16 protein-coding genes are annotated in these 16,033 nt (G+C 71.1%); 5 read left to right on the forward strand and 11 right to left on the reverse strand.

Features of this window, described 5'->3' with window-relative positions:
- Positions 1-39: 39 nt before the first annotated feature.
- The 9 genes from KYK13_RS30205 to KYK13_RS30245 all read right to left on the reverse strand — a co-directional run bounded on the left by KYK13_RS30205 (position 40) and on the right by KYK13_RS30245 (position 9,441).
- Entirely contained in the window at positions 40-1,017 is a 978-nt protein-coding gene (locus tag KYK13_RS30205; RefSeq protein ID WP_223636704.1) for a D-alanine--D-alanine ligase, read from the reverse strand.
- 299 nt (positions 1,018-1,316) lie between these two features.
- Positions 1,317-1,592, reverse strand: coding sequence for a hypothetical protein (locus tag KYK13_RS30210; RefSeq protein WP_223636707.1), 276 nt, complete (start codon positions 1,590-1,592; stop codon positions 1,317-1,319).
- 2 nt (positions 1,593-1,594) lie between these two features.
- Positions 1,595-3,475 carry a PEGA domain-containing protein gene (locus KYK13_RS30215; protein WP_223636710.1) on the reverse strand — a complete coding sequence of 627 codons (1,881 nt, stop codon included), beginning with the start codon at positions 3,473-3,475 and terminating at the stop codon, positions 1,595-1,597.
- 67 nt (positions 3,476-3,542) lie between these two features.
- Positions 3,543-4,889 (reverse strand): S41 family peptidase, encoded by a 1,347-nt coding sequence (locus tag KYK13_RS30220; protein ID WP_223636712.1) that lies wholly within the window; start codon positions 4,887-4,889, stop codon positions 3,543-3,545.
- 84 nt (positions 4,890-4,973) lie between these two features.
- The gene (locus KYK13_RS30225; protein ID WP_223636714.1) at positions 4,974-5,834 is read right to left on the reverse strand and encodes an alpha/beta fold hydrolase; all 861 of its coding nucleotides are present in this window, start codon (positions 5,832-5,834) and stop codon (positions 4,974-4,976) included.
- Positions 5,835-5,916: 82 nt separating this feature from the next.
- Positions 5,917-7,053, reverse strand: coding sequence for a murein hydrolase activator EnvC (locus KYK13_RS30230; RefSeq protein ID WP_223636716.1), 1,137 nt, complete (start codon positions 7,051-7,053; stop codon positions 5,917-5,919).
- Positions 7,054-7,178: 125 nt separating this feature from the next.
- The gene (locus KYK13_RS30235; protein ID WP_223636718.1) at positions 7,179-8,081 is read right to left on the reverse strand and encodes an ABC transporter permease; all 903 of its coding nucleotides are present in this window, start codon (positions 8,079-8,081) and stop codon (positions 7,179-7,181) included.
- Positions 8,078-8,770, reverse strand: a complete 693-nt coding sequence (gene ftsE / locus KYK13_RS30240; RefSeq protein ID WP_223636721.1) for a cell division ATP-binding protein FtsE — start codon at positions 8,768-8,770, stop codon at positions 8,078-8,080. Before ftsE ends, KYK13_RS30235 begins: the two co-directional genes overlap by 4 nt.
- A gap of 101 nt (positions 8,771-8,871) precedes the next feature.
- Entirely contained in the window at positions 8,872-9,441 is a 570-nt protein-coding gene (locus tag KYK13_RS30245) for a hypothetical protein (protein ID WP_223636722.1), read from the reverse strand.
- 267 nt (positions 9,442-9,708) lie between these two features.
- On the opposite strand from KYK13_RS30245, the gene carF reads away from it, so the two are divergent.
- Positions 9,709-10,563: a plasmanylethanolamine desaturase gene (carF, locus tag KYK13_RS30250; RefSeq protein WP_223636724.1), complete on the forward strand. Its 855-nt coding sequence runs from the start codon at positions 9,709-9,711 to the stop codon at positions 10,561-10,563.
- A 41-nt stretch (positions 10,564-10,604) separates the two neighbouring features.
- On the opposite strand, the gene murI is transcribed toward carF, so the two are convergent.
- The gene (gene murI, locus KYK13_RS30255; RefSeq protein ID WP_223636726.1) at positions 10,605-11,423 is read right to left on the reverse strand and encodes a glutamate racemase; all 819 of its coding nucleotides are present in this window, start codon (positions 11,421-11,423) and stop codon (positions 10,605-10,607) included.
- 128 nt (positions 11,424-11,551) lie between these two features.
- On the reverse strand, positions 11,552-12,562 hold the full coding sequence (locus KYK13_RS30260) for a hypothetical protein (RefSeq protein WP_223636728.1): 1,011 nt from the start codon (positions 12,560-12,562) through the stop codon (positions 11,552-11,554).
- A 154-nt stretch (positions 12,563-12,716) separates the two neighbouring features.
- On the opposite strand from KYK13_RS30260, the gene KYK13_RS30265 reads away from it, so the two are divergent.
- From KYK13_RS30265 to KYK13_RS30280, 4 genes are read left to right on the forward strand one after another with little or no spacing between them, the layout of a single operon-like run.
- Positions 12,717-13,436 (forward strand): MotA/TolQ/ExbB proton channel family protein, encoded by a 720-nt coding sequence (locus KYK13_RS30265; protein ID WP_223636730.1) that lies wholly within the window; start codon positions 12,717-12,719, stop codon positions 13,434-13,436.
- Between the two features lie 12 nt (positions 13,437-13,448).
- Positions 13,449-13,937: a protein TolR gene (gene tolR, locus KYK13_RS30270; RefSeq protein ID WP_223636731.1), complete on the forward strand. Its 489-nt coding sequence runs from the start codon at positions 13,449-13,451 to the stop codon at positions 13,935-13,937.
- Positions 13,938-13,940: 3 nt separating this feature from the next.
- On the forward strand, positions 13,941-14,711 hold the full coding sequence (locus tag KYK13_RS30275) for a TonB family protein (protein ID WP_223636733.1): 771 nt from the start codon (positions 13,941-13,943) through the stop codon (positions 14,709-14,711).
- Positions 14,708-15,997 (forward strand): DPP IV N-terminal domain-containing protein, encoded by a 1,290-nt coding sequence (locus KYK13_RS30280; protein WP_223636735.1) that lies wholly within the window; start codon positions 14,708-14,710, stop codon positions 15,995-15,997. Before KYK13_RS30275 ends, KYK13_RS30280 begins: the two co-directional genes overlap by 4 nt.
- Positions 15,998-16,033: the final 36 nt, after the last annotated feature.

Below are 16,033 nucleotides of genomic sequence, written 5' to 3' on the forward strand. Positions count from 1 at the left end.
TCCGAGACGACGTCCCGGGTGCTCCGCGCGGCGCAGGACCTAGCGGGCCGCGCGCAGGGGCACGGGCACCATGGGCGCGAGGGGCAGGCCCTCCGCGACGTGGGACTCGTCGCGGGTGGCGAGCTCCAGCACGCCCTGCACCAGCACCGGGAAGTCCAGGCCCGCGCGGGCGGCGATCTTCGGCAGGAGGCTGGTCGGGGTGAAGCCCGGCAGGGTGTTCACCTCCAGGACGACGTCGTTCTCCGTGTCGGAGCACATCAGGTCCACGCGGCCGTAGCCCCGGCAGCCCAGGGCGCGGTACGCCGCGAGCGCGAGCGACTCCACGTTGACGCGGCGGGTGTCGGACAGCCGGGGCGGGAGGAAGTACTGGGCGCCGCCGCCCTTGTACTTCGCCTCGTAGTCGAAGCCCTCGCGCGGGTAGGACACCTCGCAGCTGCCCAGCACGCAGTCGCCGAGGATGCCCACGGTCACCTCCTGGCCCTGGATGAAGCGCTCCACCAGGGCCTCCCCGCCGTAGCGGCACGCCTGGGCCACCGCGGGCACCAGCGCCCCGGCGTCATGCACCACGGACAGGCCCACGGACGAGCCGCCCTTCGCGGGCTTGACCACGCAGGGGAAGCCGCTGTCGCCGTGCAGCTCCAGCGCGCGCTCCGCGTCCTCCCGGGCCACCCGGTAGCCCCGGGGCGAGGCCAGGTTGTGAAGCTGGAAGAGCTTCTTCGCCATGGGCTTGTCCATGGCCAGCGCGGAGGCGAGCACGCCGGAGCCGGTGTACGGAATCTCCAGCAGCTCCAGCAGGCCCTGCACGCGGCCGTCCTCGCCCATGCGGCCGTGCAGCGCGATGAAGGCCACGTCGATGTCCGCCGCGCGCAGCGCCCGGTCCAGGCCGGGGCCCGCGAAGACGCGGGTGACGGTGTGCCCCAGGGCCTCCAGGGCCGCCACCACGGCCTCCCCTGTCTTGAGCGAAATCTCCCGCTCCTCGCCCCACCCGCCCATCAGCACTCCCACGCGCTTGCCCATGTCGATGATGCCTCCTTGGGCCCGCGTCAGAGCACGGATGATGCCACGCACCGGCGGTCCGCTCCGGCGCGGACATCGCGTTCAAGCGGCTGGAATGACAGGGGTTTCCACCGGGCCATCCGAGGGCAGGCGGCCGTGTCCGGGGGGACACGGCGCGGCCCGGCGGCCACGTGCGGGAGTGTTGACAGGGCCCCACCCCCGGGGGCCCCTGGAGGCAGGGGCCACCCTGGCGCGGCGAAAACGGGCGAGGGGCGCGGCACCGGCGCGGGGACCGGTGCCGCGAACCACCACGCGGGACGTCAGCCGCCGTCCGACAGGCCGGCGTCCGTCTCGTCACCGGCGTCGGACGTGCCGCCGTCGCCAGTCCCGGCGTCGGACGTGCCGCCGTCGCCAGTCCCGGCGTCGGAGGGGGTGGCGTCCGCGGAGACGCAGATCTCGTTGCGGCAGACGTAGCCCTCCAGGCAGTGGCCCCGGTCACAGGGCTGCCCTTCCGGGTCGAAGCTCACGAGCAGGCTGCAGGCGGACAGGCCCAGGGCGAGGGCCGAGGGAACGATGAGCGATGAAAGGCGGCGCATGGCTAGTAGTTCCGGAGATCGTCTTCGTCGAGCTTGGGGCGCTTCTTCTCTTCCTCGCGCTTGCGCTTGGCCTCTTCCTCCGCCTTGCGCTTCGCCTCCTCGTCCGCCTTGCGCTTCGCCTCTTCCTCGTGCTTGCGCCGGGCCTCCTCTTCCTTCTGGCGCTGCTCCTCCTCGTGCTTGAGGCGGGCCGCCTCCTCGCGCTGGCGCTTCGCCTCGGCCTCGCGCTCCTTGCGCGTCATCTTCCGGGCGGGCTGCGAGGGCGGCGGCTGCGGGGGCGGATCGAAGACGGGCGGCGGGGGCGTGTTCGCCGGGGCCGCCTCGGCGGCGGGCGTGGACGCGGCGTTCGCCTTGGGGGCCGGCTCCGTCCTGGCGGCGGGCGGGGGCGGCGGCATGGGCAGCGCCTTGTCCATGGCCTTCGCGTCACGGGCCGGAGTGGCGCGCTCGGACGTCGTGGGCGCGGGGGCGCTGGACGACGAGCCCCCACCCTTCTTGTAGAACGCCAGGTAGCTGCCGGCGCCCGCGGACACCAGGCCCAGCACCACGCCGATGTCCGCCACCAGCGCGTACGTCTTGCCGGTGCTCTTCAGGTCATCCGCGCGCGAGCTGCCCTGGGGCGCGGTCTTGAACGCGTCCGCCTTCGAGGAGGCCTCCAGGCCGAAGTAGATGCCTCCCGCCAGCAGCGCCACGCCCGTGGCCAGGAGCACGTAGCCGGCGGTCTGACGGCTCACGCCCCCGCCGCTGGAGAAGTGCTTCACCGGCTTGCCGTTGACGCGCGCCGCGTCCTGGGCGACGAGCCCCGTCAGGAGCGCCTCGGAGCCCGTGGCCATCGCGTCGCCGCGCGGCACCTGGCCCAGCGCGTACGCCTGGTTGTGGCCGTCCGCCACGTCCATGCGCAGGCCGGTGACGGTCAGCGGCGCGTTGCCCGGGCCGCCGCGCACCACCAGCGCCAGCACCTGCGGCACGCCCGCGAGCACGCCCAGCTCCTGCAGCGCCTGGTCGCGCTCCTCGTCGTCGGGGTTCTTCGCGATGCGCTCCACGAGCGCCGCGTAGCGCTGCTGCACCGGCAGCTTCGTGAGCGTGAAGGACGCATCGCCCTCGCGAGCGCGCCCTTCCGTCACGGCGAAGCCCGGCGCCACCAGCGTCACGTAGTGGTCCGCGCGCGTCAGGCCCGTGAGCGTCAGCGGGGACACGCCCTTGTAGGTGCCGTCCACGAACACCTGCGCGGGGACGGGCTGCGTGCGCACGTTCAGCGTGGCCTGCGCGCCCTCCAGCTGCGCCTTGCGCTCCTTCTCCACGAAGGCGATTTCCTCGGGCGGGAAGTAGTTGGGGTTGAAGGTCGCGCGCGGATCCACCGCGAGCACGCCGCGCATCTCCAGCTCCGCGGCCTTGTTCTCCCCGTTGGCCACCTGCGTGGCGGCCTTCATCACCCGAGCGCGGCTGAGCAGCGGGAACGCGCGCGACAGGTCCGACTGCTCGTAGGCCTTCACCGCCTTGTCGAAGCTCTGGAGCGCCTTCACGGTGTCCAGTTCGTCGTACGCCTTGGCGCCGTCCTTGAACGCGGCGTTGCCCTCCACCGCCTTCTCCTGGCGCGTGCTCGCGCCCTGGGCATCCAGCGCGTCCGTCAGCCGCACCAGCTCCAGCCGGCCGGAGCGCGCCACGGCCTGCTCCGCCCAGTGCGTCAGCGCCAGGGCCTCACCCTCGAGCGAGGCATCCACGGGAATGGCCACCACCGCCACGCGGGGGCCCGCCGCCGCCGGCAGCGTTCGCGGCATCAGCCGCAGAGAAACGTGTTGTTGCTGCGCGGCCGCGGGGCCCACGGCCAGCATTCCCACCAGCCAGCCACTGAGCGTCGCGTGCAGCGCGCGATTGAAAGGACGTCGCATCCGGTCTCCCTCGTTGCTGTGCGCATTACACGCACTGCGCGGCGGAACGCCAGCCTCGAAAGGGGTTTCAGCGACCCGCGGTGCTCCCGGAGGCCCGGGACGCGGGCGCGGGCGCCAACCCATGGAGGTAGTTGAGCGCGACCTTCAGCTGTGGATCCGCGAGCTTCGCCGTCACCGCCCAGTCCTTCAGGTTCGCGGGCAGCGCCTTGGGCGGGGCCGCGACCTCCGAAGTCGTCTGGGACGGCTCCGCCTTGAAGTGACGCCGCAGGTCCTTCTCCCGCGGCGCGTCACTCCCCGCCTTGCCGGACGCATCCTCCGGCACGAGGAAGTCCGGCGTGATGCCCTTCTCCTGGATGCTGCGGCCCTTGGGCGTGTAGTAGCGCGCGATGGTGAGCTTCAGGCCGGAGCCGTCCTCCAGCTCGATGATGGTCTGCACGCTGCCCTTGCCGAAGGTCTGCGTGCCCATGATGACGGCGCGGCCGTGGTCCTGGAGCGCGCCCGCGACGATTTCGGACGCGGAGGCGCTGCCCGCGTTGACCAGGACGACCATCGGGTAGTCCTTCTCCGTGTCGCGGTCGCGGCTCCGCTCCTCGGAGGCGTTGCGGCCGTCGCGCCCGCGCGTGGACACGATGGGCAGGTTGCCCGGCAGGAAGCGGTCGCTCATGGCCACGGCCTGATCCAACAGGCCGCCGGGGTTGTTGCGCAGGTCCAGCACCAGGCCGTCCAGCTCCTTGCCGCCGTTGAGCGCGCGCAGCCGGTCCAGTTCCTTCTTCAGCGACTGGTCCGTGCGGTCCTGGAAGTTCTTCACCTTCACGTGGCCGATGCCGTCGTAGAGCGCGCCCTCCACGGACACGATGCGGATGTGGTCGCGCAGGATGGCCAGCTCCCGGGGCGCGTTGAAGCCCGCGCGCATCAGCGTGAGCAGCACGCGGCCACCCGCCGGCCCGCGCATCTTCTGGAGCGCGCGCGCCAGGTCCATGCCCTGGGTGCTCTCGCCGTCGATGGCGAGCAGCTCGTCCCCGGCCTTGATGCCGGCGCGCGCCGCGGGCGTGTCGTCGATGGGCGCCACCACCACCAGCCGGTCACCCTTGCGCGTAATCTCAATGCCCAGGCCGCCGAACTCGCCGGACGTGTCGATCTTCATCTCCCGGAAGATCTCCGGCGGCATGAAGACGGTGTGCGGATCCAACGTGTCGAGCATCCCCTGGATGGCGCCCTGGATGAGCGTCTTGCGGTCCACGCTCTCCACGTAGTTGTTCTCCACGTAGGAGAGCACCCGCGCGAACAGCTCCAGCTGGCGGTACGCGGATTCGTCCCGGCCGGCCGCGTCCGCCGGCTTCTGCGCGAGCGCGGGCGCCCCCCACAGGAGGAGCGCGGCGAATCCCATGCGCCATGGCTTCGGGAAACGGGTCACGGGAGCGCGTCCTCGGGGGTCGGGTGGAAGGGGCCGTCGCAAGGCCCCCGAGTCTACACCCGGCCCGGCGGACGATTCCCGCCCTTAGAGGCCGGCCCGGTCCGCGAAGCCCACCAGGTGGGACACGAACGCGTCCGGCCGCTCCATCTGCGGCACATGGCCAAAGCCGTCCACCACGTGCACCTCCGCGTGGGCGGGCAGGTGCTGCCGGTACCAGGCCAGGATCTCCGGGGGCAGCAGCCGCTCGCTGCCGCCCCAGAGGAAGAGCACCGGCATCTTCAGGTCCCGCACGGCCTGGGGCGCGATGCTCGCCTGCGTCGCGAGCGCGTCCGCCGCGAGCGCCTGCACCGTGGGCGTCGTGTAGAGGCTGCGCAACGCCGGCGCGAGCAGCAGCGCCCCCAGGGGTGGACGGTGGAAGAGCTTGCGCGTGAGGGCGCGGACGTCCGCGCTCGACTTCACCGCGAAGTGGCCCAGGAGCGCCGCCAGGGCTTGCGGCGTCAGCTCCGCGCCCGCGGGCGCCGCCAGCGCCAGCGCCTTCACCCAGGCGGGATGCTCGGCGGCCAGGTTGACGGCCATGGCCCCGCCCAGCGAGTTGCCCACCACGAGAGCGGGCGTCTTCACCACCGTCTCGACGTAGCCGCGCAGCACGTCGAAGTGGCTCTGCACGCAGATGGGCCCGCCGCAGAACTCGCCGGAGAAGCCGTGGCCCGGCAGGTCCGGCGCGAGGACGCGCGAGAAGCGCTTGCCCAGCCCGAGGAACGTGCGCGCGAAGCCGTTGGCGGACCCCGCCAGCCCGTGCACCAGCACCACCGGCGGCCCCTTGCCCTGCCCCTCCAGCGCGTAGTGGTGCACCGCCTGCCCACCGACGGTCACCGTCTCCGACGTCACGCCGCGCGACACCAGCACGCGGCGCATCACCTCCTGCATCCCACCCAACAGGTCCACGCGAGGGCCTCCTTCGTCCACCGACGACCACCCACTTCTAACGCTCCCGCATCTTGGACGCAGCGCATCAAAAGGGACAGTGTCAGGGCGTCCCGGCGGCGGCGGTGGCGGGGGCCAGCCAGGGCGCGGGGTCGACTGCCTGCCCGGCGCGGCGGACCTCGAAGTACAGGTAGGCGCCCTTGAGGGAGCCGGTGTCCCCCACCTCCCCGACCACGTCGCCCGGGGCCACGCGCGCGCCCACGGCGACGGCGATGGTGGAGAGGTGGGCGACGAGGGTGTGGAAGTCATCACCATGGTCGACGATGAGGAGGTTGCCGTAGCCGCGCAGCCAGCCCGCGTAGACGACGGTGCCCTCGGCCACGGCGTGCACGGGGGTGCCCGCCGGAGCGCGGATGTCCACGCCCTTCTGCACGGTGACGGTGTTGAAGCGCGGGTTCACCACGCGGCCGAAGCCCACCTCCACGACGCCGGCCACGGGCCGGGGCAGCTTGCCCTTCAGGGCGCCGAAGCCGCTGGTCGCGGGGGCCTCGTGCAGGTCCGCCAGCATGCGGGTGAGCTCCGCGTCCGCGCCCTCCAGTTCGCGCACGGCGCGCTTCGCCAGCTCCGCCTCGCCGGCCAGCTTCCCCACGACCTCCTCCAGCGCCTCCTGCTGCGCCTGGGCCTGCTTCGACTGCTGCTGGAGGAAGGCCACGCGCTGTGAAAGCGAGCTGTGCAGCCGCTTCAGCTCCAGCGTCGCCTGCCGCTGGAGGGTCGCCACGTGCTGCACGGTGCGCAGGAGCTCCAGGTCGCCCGCCATGCTGGCCTCCAGCGCGCGCGCGCGCCACATGAGCGCGGCGAAGTCGTCCGCGGACAGGAGCACCTCCAGCGGACGGCGGCGCTGGAGCCGGTACAGCGTGCGCAGGCGCGGGGACAACCGGCGCAACTGGGCGCGCAGGGCTTCGCGCAGCACGGCCTCCTCGCGCTCCGCGAGCGCGACGCGGCGGCGGAAGAGGTTCAGGTCGCCCTCCAGCGCGCGCACGCGGCGGCGGGAGAAGGCGGCCATGTCCTCCATCAGCTCCATGCCCTCCAGCACGGACAGCTTCTTCGCCTCCACCAGGGCCAGCGTCGCGCGCTGCGCGGCCAGCTTCTCGCGGATGGCCGAGCGCTCCACCTCTTCTGACTGCTGGGCGAACGCGGCGGTCGCGCCCAGGAGCACACCGAGCCACACGAAGCGCCTCATGAGCGACGCCAGCGCGCCCCCGCGATGGAAACACCGCCCGGCCCTCGCGAGCGGGCCCAGGCGTGCGAGGACCGCCTCGCCCGGACGCGGCCACCGCGTGGCCACCATGGCCTGCGCGAGCCAGCTCATACGCGCAGGAAGCGCCCCACCGCCACGAAGCTGCCGCCCAGGCCCAGCGCGCAGCCGGCCACGAGCAGCTCCAGCGCGGTGCGCGTCTCCACCCACGGCGCGGCCACGCCCGGCCCCAGGAGGAACGCGAAGAGCGAGCCCAGCGTGGGCCCCATCAGCCGGCCGAACAGCCACAGCCCGCCCACCGCCACCAGCGCGCCCAGGAGCCCCTGGAGCAGCCCCTCCAGGAGGAACGGCGCCTTCACGAAGCGGTCCGTGGCGCCCACCAGCTTCTGGATTTCAATCTCCTCGCGCCGCGAATAGATGGCCAGTTGGAGCGTGGCCGCCACGATGACGACCGTCGTCCCCAGCACCACCACCAGCGCCACCAGCGCCCCGAAGCTCAGCGCGCGGCCGATGGCGGACAGCCGCTCCACCGCGGCCTCGCCGTAGTCCACGCCGGTGACGCCGGGCAGCGCGCGCAGCTCCTTCGCCAGGGCCGCCAGCGCCGAGGGGGAACGGCGCGACTCCGGCACGCGCAGCTCCAGCGTCGCGGGCAGCGGGTTCTCCGGCAGCTCCGACAGCGCCTCGCCCAGGTCGCCCAGCTCGCGCTTGAGCCGCTGCAGCGCCGCGGCCGGAGGCACCAGCGTCACCTCGCCGTGGCTCAGCTCCACCACGCGCGAGTACACGCCGTGCACCTCGTCCTCGCCCAATTGCGGCGCCAGGTAGAGCGTCACCTCCACCTCGCCGCCCAGCGACGCGAGCAGGTTGTCCACCACGTGCGACGCGCCGCGCGCCAGCCCCGCCGCGAACAGCGCGATGGCGATGGTGGACACGGCGATGAAGTGCACGAAGGGCGAGTGCTTCAGTCCCCCGGCCGCCGAGCGCCAGAAGTAGGCCGCCTTCGACAGCACGCTCATACGAGCATCCGCCGCGCCGCCTTGACGCCGTCCTCGTCGGAGACGATGAGCCCGCGCTCCAGGCGCACCGTGCGCTTCTGGTAGCGCGACAGCAGCGTGGCGTCGTGCGTGGCCACCATCACCGTGGTGCCCCGGATGTTGATGTCCGTGAGCAGGTCCATGATTTCCACGGTGAGCGCCGGGTCCAGGTTCCCCGTGGGCTCGTCCGCCAGGAGGATGGTGGGGTCGTTCACCAGCGCGCGCGCAATCACCACGCGCTGCTGCTCTCCACCCGACAGCCGCAGCGGCAGCGAGTTCGCCTTGTGCTCCAGCCCCACCAGCTTGAGCATCCGGTGCACCTTCTCCCGCGCCTCCGGACGGGGCACGCCCAGCACGTCCAGCGTGAAGCCCACGTTGTCCGCGACGGTGCGGTGGGGCAGCAGCTTGAAGTCCTGGAACACCACCCCGATGTTGCGCCGCAGGTACGGCACCGCCGACTCGCGGATGCGCGCGATGTTCTTGCCGCCCACCAGGATCTGCCCCTTGGTGGCCTTCTCCCCGCAGAAGATGAGCTTGAGCAGCGTCGTCTTCCCGGCGCCGGACGGGCCGGTAAGGAAGACGAACTCGCCCTTCTCCACGTTCAGGTTGATGTCCTGCAACACCGGCGGATCGCCGGGATACGCCTTGTAGACGTGGAAGAACTGGATCATGACCGGAGCAGCGCGGGGCCTTCCGGCAGAGCGTACCACGCCCCCGGAGCCCGCCCAGGAACGGGCCGGGCGCGTCCGGAGGTCCGCACGGCGGGTGAGGACTACGAGGGCTCGCCCTCGCTCGCCAGGTAGCTGAGGATGACCTCGTCCAGGCTCTTCTCGGAGATGAGATCCTCTCCGAAGAGCGTCTCCACGCCCACCTCGTTGATCCGCGGCTTCTCCTTCAGGGCGCGCGCGGCGGCCACTTCCGGAGGCAGCTGGACGGCGGGGGCCGCGGCGGGAGGAGGCGGCGGCGTGGGCGGGCGCGGCTGCGCGGGCGCTTGCGGCAGCTTGGGCTGCGCGGCCACCTCCGCGTCCGTGGCGAGCTGGCCCGGCTGGTACGAACGGACCGTGGACTCGTAGTTGTCGTACACGCCGTTGATGAGGTTGCGCAGCATCTCCTTGTGCTGCTCCTCCATCAACTCGCGCACGACCTCCGCCAGGTTCTCCGCGTTGAGGATGTCCGCGTAGGACGTCTTCTTCGACGCGAGGATGTTCCCGCCCACGAACAGGTGGGTGATGATGTGGGGGTTGTTGACGCCCGAGTCCTCGGTCTGGACGTGGTAGACCTTCCCCTTGTGCTTGATGTTGTGATTGAAGCCGGTGACGGCTTTTTCGAAGGTTTTCGCCATTGCCGAGGTCGGGCACCGTAGCAGCGGGGTCCAGGCTTCACAAGGTAAGCGTCACGCGCTCCGCATCACTTTTACGCGTGCCTGCCCGCTCCCCGGGGTGTGCGTCCGTCACCTCCCGCGACGCTCGGTGTACGGATCCACACGAGGACACCAGCCTGGCGGGCATGGGCGGCTCTGTTGAAAAGCCGAAACGGCCTGGGGTACGTAAACCCCTCTGACGATCGCGCCGTCAGTCCCTCGCTCCCTGCCGCGGCCGGAACACCACCGATGAAAAAGCCGGACACCATCGCGGACAAGGTCCGCCTGCAGGATGCGCAGACCCTGGCGCAGGGCTACTCGCCCGCCATCCGCGCCATGGAGATCGCCTCCATCATCGCGTTCGTGGGGCTGGAGAGCGCGCTCGTCTACAAGCTCTGGAGCACCCACCACACGGGGCCGTGGCTGCTGATCCTGGCGGTGGTGCTGGGCTACCTGGCCGCGGACTTCGTGTCCGGCCTGGTCCACTGGATGGGCGACACCTGGGGCTCCACGGAGATGCCCGTGCTGGGCAAGGCGTTCATCCGCCCCTTCCGCGAGCACCACGTGGACGAGAAGGCCATCACCCGCCACGACTTCGTGGAGACCAACGGCAACAACTGCCTGGTGTCGCTGCCGGTGGCTGCGCTCGCGGTGGCCGTTCCGCTCAACGGCCCGGGCTGGGTGTTCCTGGCCGCGTTCCTGGGCGCGATGATCTTCTGGGTGATGGCGACCAACCAGTTCCACAAGTGGTCGCACCTGGACGCGCCGCCCGCGATCATCGGCTTCCTCCAGCGCGTGCACCTCATCCTGCCGCCGGACCACCACCGCATCCACCACACGGCGCCCTTCAACCAGTACTACTGCATCACCGTGGGCTGGATGAACAAGCCGCTGAAGATGATCCACTTCTTCCCGCTGATGGAGCGGCTCATCACCTGGGCCACCGGCCAGCTGCCGCGCCAGGACGACATCGGCACCGAGGCCGCCCGGGCGCTCGTCGCCGTGGACGGCGCGCAGGAGGTGCCCGTGCTCCAGGCGGCCAAGGAGCTGCTCAAGGCCTCCGAGGAGCCCGCCCCCAGCGTCTCCACGCGCCCCCTGCCCTGACGGGCGCGTGCGGAAGGTGAGGCCCGGCGGCCACACCCCGGCTAGAAGCGCAGGTCCACCTGCTCCGCGGAAGGGATGGGGCGCCCCAGGAAGCGGGCCCCCACCTCCACGAAGCGCTCCGGCACGTCGGTGACGAAGAAGGCGTGCTCCGGCGCGCCCGCGGAACCCGGCGGCGCCAGCAGCCCCTTCTCTCCCAGCAGCTCCGCCACCGCCTCCGCCGTGGCCTCCGCCGAGTCCACCAGCGACACGTGCGGCCCCACGACCTCGGCGATGACGCCCTTGAGCAGCGGGTAGTGGGTGCAGCCCAGCACCAGCGTGTCCACGCCGTCGCGCGCGAAGCCGGCCAGGTATTCGCGGGCCACGAGCAGCGGCACGTCGCCGGTGGTCCACCCCTCCTCCGCCAGGGGCACGAAGAGCGGGCACGCCCTGGACTTCACCGCGACCTTCGGATTGCCCGCCTCCAGCGCCCGCTGGTACGCGCCGGAGCGCACGGTGCCCGGCGTCCCGATGACGCCCACCCCGCCGCCCCGGGTGCGCTGGAGCGCCGTGCGGGCCCCGGGCTCAATCACGCCCAGCACTGGCACCGGCAGCGCGGCCTGGAGGGCGGGCAGCGCCGCGGCGGAGGCGGTGTTGCACGCCACCACCAGGAGCTTGATGCCGCGCTCCAGGAGGAACTCCGCGTTCTTCAGCGAGTAGCGCGTCACCACCTCGCCGGACTTGGTGCCGTAGGGCACCCGGGCGGTGTCTCCCAGGTAGAGCGTGCGCTCGTGGGGGAGCCGCGCCATGAGCGCCTTGAGGACCGTGAGCCCTCCGATGCCGGAGTCGAACACGCCGATGGGACCGTGGCTGTCTTGCCGCATGGGGGCAGTCCCTATCACGTTTGATGCCAACGCCCGCTCGCGGCCACGCGCCCCCGGAACGCACGAAGGGCCGGAAGCCTGGAAGGCCGCCGACCCTTTCGTGACGCCCGGTCCGGGTGGACCTGTGACTACTGCACGCGGTCGAGCGGCGCGATGGGGGCTCCCTGCGAGCCCGGGAAGTCGTGGGCGTAGACGCGCAGGCTCAGCATATTCGCCCCCCGGGGCGAGATGTAGCGGCGGCCGCTCGTGCCGTTCGCCTGCAGAGACACGTAGTACTCACCGGGGCGCAGGAACTCGAAGACGGCCGGGGACTCCTTGCAGGAGAACCACTGGCCCGCGTCGCCGTAGACCCATTCGCTGGTGTGCACGTCCTGGAAGTTGATGCCCACCTCGGTCACGCCGGCCTGGGCGCAGCTGAGCGGATTGCCATTCTCATAGAGCTGCCAGCCCACCGCGGCGCCGCCAATCACCCAGGTGTTCGCCGTGATGGAGGCCGGGATGTTGGCCTGCGTGGTGAAGCCGCCGCCGTAGTAGTAGAGGGGGCGCTCCAGCGAGTCGATGGCCACGATCTCCAGGTAGTGCTGCCCGGGCGCGATGTCCGGCGTCTCCACGTAGCGGCCCTGGCTGCCCTCGTTGCAGTTGAAGCGCGCCCACGCACCGTCATCCACGCGGGCGTCCACATAGGCGACCCCCGCCTGGCTGCACGAGGGGTAGTACGAGCCCGCCTCCGTCGGGAACAGCCAGTTCACGTAGGCGTAGGACGTGCTGCCCGTGCGGCCCGTGTTGAAGTTGACGGACACCGCCACGTTGCCGTCCACTGTGAAGCTGCCGCGGTACGAGTAGACCGCCTTCCCCTGGTAGTCCACCGCCTGCGCCGTGAACGAGTACGTGCCGGGCGCGAAGTCGTGCAGGACGATGCCGTCGAACCCGTTCGCCGAGCAGGGATACTTGCCGTCACCCTCCAGCCGCTCGCCGTCGATGTAGATGTCGACACCGTCGATGTCCCGCATCTGGCCGCAGGTGGCACCGTCGAAGCTCCACGACATCCTGACGTCGCCGGGCAGGCGGTGGTCCTCGATGATGCAGCCGGTGAGTCCAGAGGTGAGACAGAGGAATGCGGCGAGCGTTCTCGCGTTCATGGTGGGCATCCGTGGTTCGGGATGGTTGAGGTCGTCGGCCCGGAACACCCCTCAAGACGACCAGCCTCGGGAATTATTCAGTGCCGTCCAAAGCAACCGGGCGTTATCGGCGGGTTTGACCCACCCGAGGACGGAATGTTACGCGCTGGACCTCATGATACCCCACCTGCCCCTGGCCTTTGGCGCCATGAACTACGTGGAGATCATCCGCGACGCGTCGTTCATCGAACTCGCGGTGCTCCTGCTCCTCATGGCCGTCTCGGTCGCCTCCTGGGCGCTCATCGCCATGAAGGCCACCCAGCTGTCGCGCGCCCGCGCCCAGTCGCTCACCTTTCTCGACACGTTCTGGAAGGCCTCGCGGCTGGAGGCCATCTACCAGTCCGCCCAGAAGCTGGAGGGCTCGCCGCTGTCGAAGGTGTTCTGCGCGGGCTACGAGGAGCTGAGCAAGCTGGCGCAGACGGGCAACGCCAAGGAAGGCGGCACCGAGGACGCGATGAGCGCCAAGCTGGGCGGCATTGAGAACGTGGAGCGCGCGCTCAACCGCGCGGCCACGGCGCAGATCACGGAGCTGGAGAACCGCGTGTCCTTCCTGGGCACGGTGGGCTCCGCGTCGCCGTTCGTGGGGCTGTTCGGCACGGTGATTGGCATCCTGGGCGCGTTCAACAACATCGCGGAGCAGGGCAACGCGACGCTGGCCACGGTGGCGGCGCCGGTGGGCAACGCGCTGTTCGCCACGGCGGCGGGGCTGTTCGCGGCCATCCCGGCGGTGGTCGCGTACAACTCGTTCGTCAGCCGCATCAAGGTGTTCGACACGGAGATGTCCAACTTCTCCGCGGACTTCCTCAACATCATCAAGCGGCACTTCTTCCGCTAGGGGACCCGTCACATGGGCATGGGCGGAGGCAAGGGCGGCGGTGGCCGCACCACCATGAGCGAGATCAACGTCACGCCCATGGTGGACGTGATGCTGGTGCTGCTCATCATCTTCATGGTGACGGCGCCCCTCATCCAGCAGGGCGTGAAGGTGAACCTCCCGGAGACGAAGGCGGCCCCGGTGGAGGCGACGGAGAAGAAGGTCGTCCTCTCCATCGACGCGGGGCGCAAGGTCTACATCGGGGACGCGGAGGTGCCGCTGGAGGAGCTGGAGACGAAGCTCGCCGCCAACGCCAAGGCGCAGGCGGACAAGGAGGTGTATCTCCACGCGGACCGGGACGTGCCCTACGGCGTGGTGGTGGAGGTGATGGCCGCGGCCCAGCGCGCGGGCATCTCCAACGTGGGGATGATCACGGAACCGGCCAAGGGCTCCAAGGCGTCCAACTCCGGCAAGGCCCCCGCCTCCGGCGGCAAGGGCAAGCCCCAGGAGGCGAAGCGCTAGCCCATGAGCTCCGCGGTGACCCACAGCCTGCTGGTGAGCCGGCCCACGCGGCTGTCGCGCTTCCTCGTCGTCTCCGTGGCCGGGCACGTGGCGGTGGTCGCGGCGGCGCTGTTCTACGCGCGCTTCACGTCCGCGCCGAAGGTGGACCTGGATCAGAAGCCCATCAACGCGTCGCTGGTGCGCCTGGGCAAGCCGCGCGACCCCAAGCTCCTGCCGCGCAAGGAGGAGCCCCAGCCGCCGCCCAAGGAGGTCGTGGCGAAGCCCACGCCCACGCCGCCCGCGGACGTGCCCGCGCCCTCCCCCAACGCCGTGGCGGTGCCCGGCGTGAAGCCCACCCCGGCCCCCGCGCCCCAGAAGGGCGAGGCGAGCGCGGAGGACCGGCGCAAGAAGCTCTTCGGCGCGTTCGACAAGTCCGCGAAGCCCACGGAGCCGCAGGAGCTGGAGGGCGCCGAGGACGGCGACCCGGACGGCGATTCCGCGGTGGCGGAGGGCGAGCGGTACTACGGCCTTTTGAAGTCCCAGGTGCGCCGTCACTACAACGTGGCGGACACCATCCCGGACGCGGAGCGCCTGTACCTCAAGGCGCAGGTGGCCATGAAGCTGGGCCGCGCGGGTGAAGTGCTGGACGTGAGCCTGGCCAAGCCCAGCGGCAATGATTTGTTCGACGCGGCGGTGGTGGCCGCCGTGCGCAAGGCGTCTCCCTTCTCTCCTCCCCCCGAAGCGCTTCGCGACGCGCTCCAGAAGAACGGCGTCGTCCTGGTGTTCAGCCCATGAAAGCCCTCCTGCTGTCGCTCCTCCTGGTCCCCGCGCTGGTGCTGGCGCAGGCGCCCGTCATCGAAATCTCCGGCGCGAACTTCCGCCCGCTGCCGCTCGCGGCCCCCGCGCCCGTGGTGCAGGAGGGCGCGGACAAGAAGGCGGCGCAGACCTTCGACAGCGCCTTCACGTACGACCTCACCGCCTCCGGCATCTTCCAGGTGCTGGACCGCGCGGGCTTCACCGCGGACGCCAAGGAAGGCATGACGGCGGGCAGCATCAACTTCAGCCGCTGGGCGGACGTGGGCGCGGAGTCGCTGGTGAAGGTGTCGCTCGCGCAGGACGGCGGCGCGCTGCGCGGCGAGCTGCGCCTGTTCAGCGTGGCCACGGGCAAGGAGGAGCTGAAGGTCGCCAAGGACGCACCGGCCGGTGAGCCCCGGCAGCTGGCGCACGCGCTGGCGGACGCGCTCTACCGGCACTTCACCCGCGAGCCGAGCCCCTTCCTGTCTCGCATCACCTTCGTGCGCAAGGCGGGCGCCAACCGCGACGTGTACGTGGCGGACTGGGACGGCATGAACGCGCAGGCGCTCACCAAGGGCGGCACGCACATCCTCCCCACGCTCAGCCCGTCCGGCCAGGTGGCCTTCACGTCGTACCGGAAGAACCGCCCGGACATCTACGTGCAGACGCCCGGCAGCGAGGCGAAGCCGCTGGTGACGGAAGGCCAGATGGCCACGGGCATCGCGTACTCGCCGGATGGCAAGCGCATCGCCTACGCGCTGGCGGAGGGTGAGAGCGCGCAGATCTACGTCGCCGCGGCGGACGGCTCCGGCGCCAAGGCCATCACGGACACGCCCTACGGCCTCAACACCAGCCCCAGCTGGTCTCCGGACGGCAAGCGCATCGCGTTCGTGTCCAACCGGGGCGGCAGCCCGCAGGTGTACGTGATGAACGCGGACGGCTCGGGCGTGAAGCGGCTCACCTTCCAGGGCAACTACAACCAGACGCCGGACTGGTCGCCGCGCGGGGACCTCATCGCCTTCACCGCGCGCGACGAGCGCAACGCGTTCGACCTCTTCACGGTCAACGTGGACACCGGCAAGGTGACGCGCCTCACGCAGGACCAGGGCAACAACGAGGAGCCCACCTTCTCCCCCAACGGCCGGCTCATCATGTTCAGCTCCAACCGCACCGGCTCCGCGCACCTGTGGGTGATGACCGCCGATGGTAACAATCAGGTGCCGCTCCCCATGGAGAAGAGCAGCTGGCTGACGCCGGACTGGGGCAACGCTCCGGCGGCGAAGTAGGCACCGGCGGCCGGTGACGTTGACAGGGGGGACGCG

This window comes from Corallococcus sp. EGB (genome assembly GCF_019968905.1).
GTDB lineage: Bacteria > Myxococcota > Myxococcia > Myxococcales > Myxococcaceae > Corallococcus.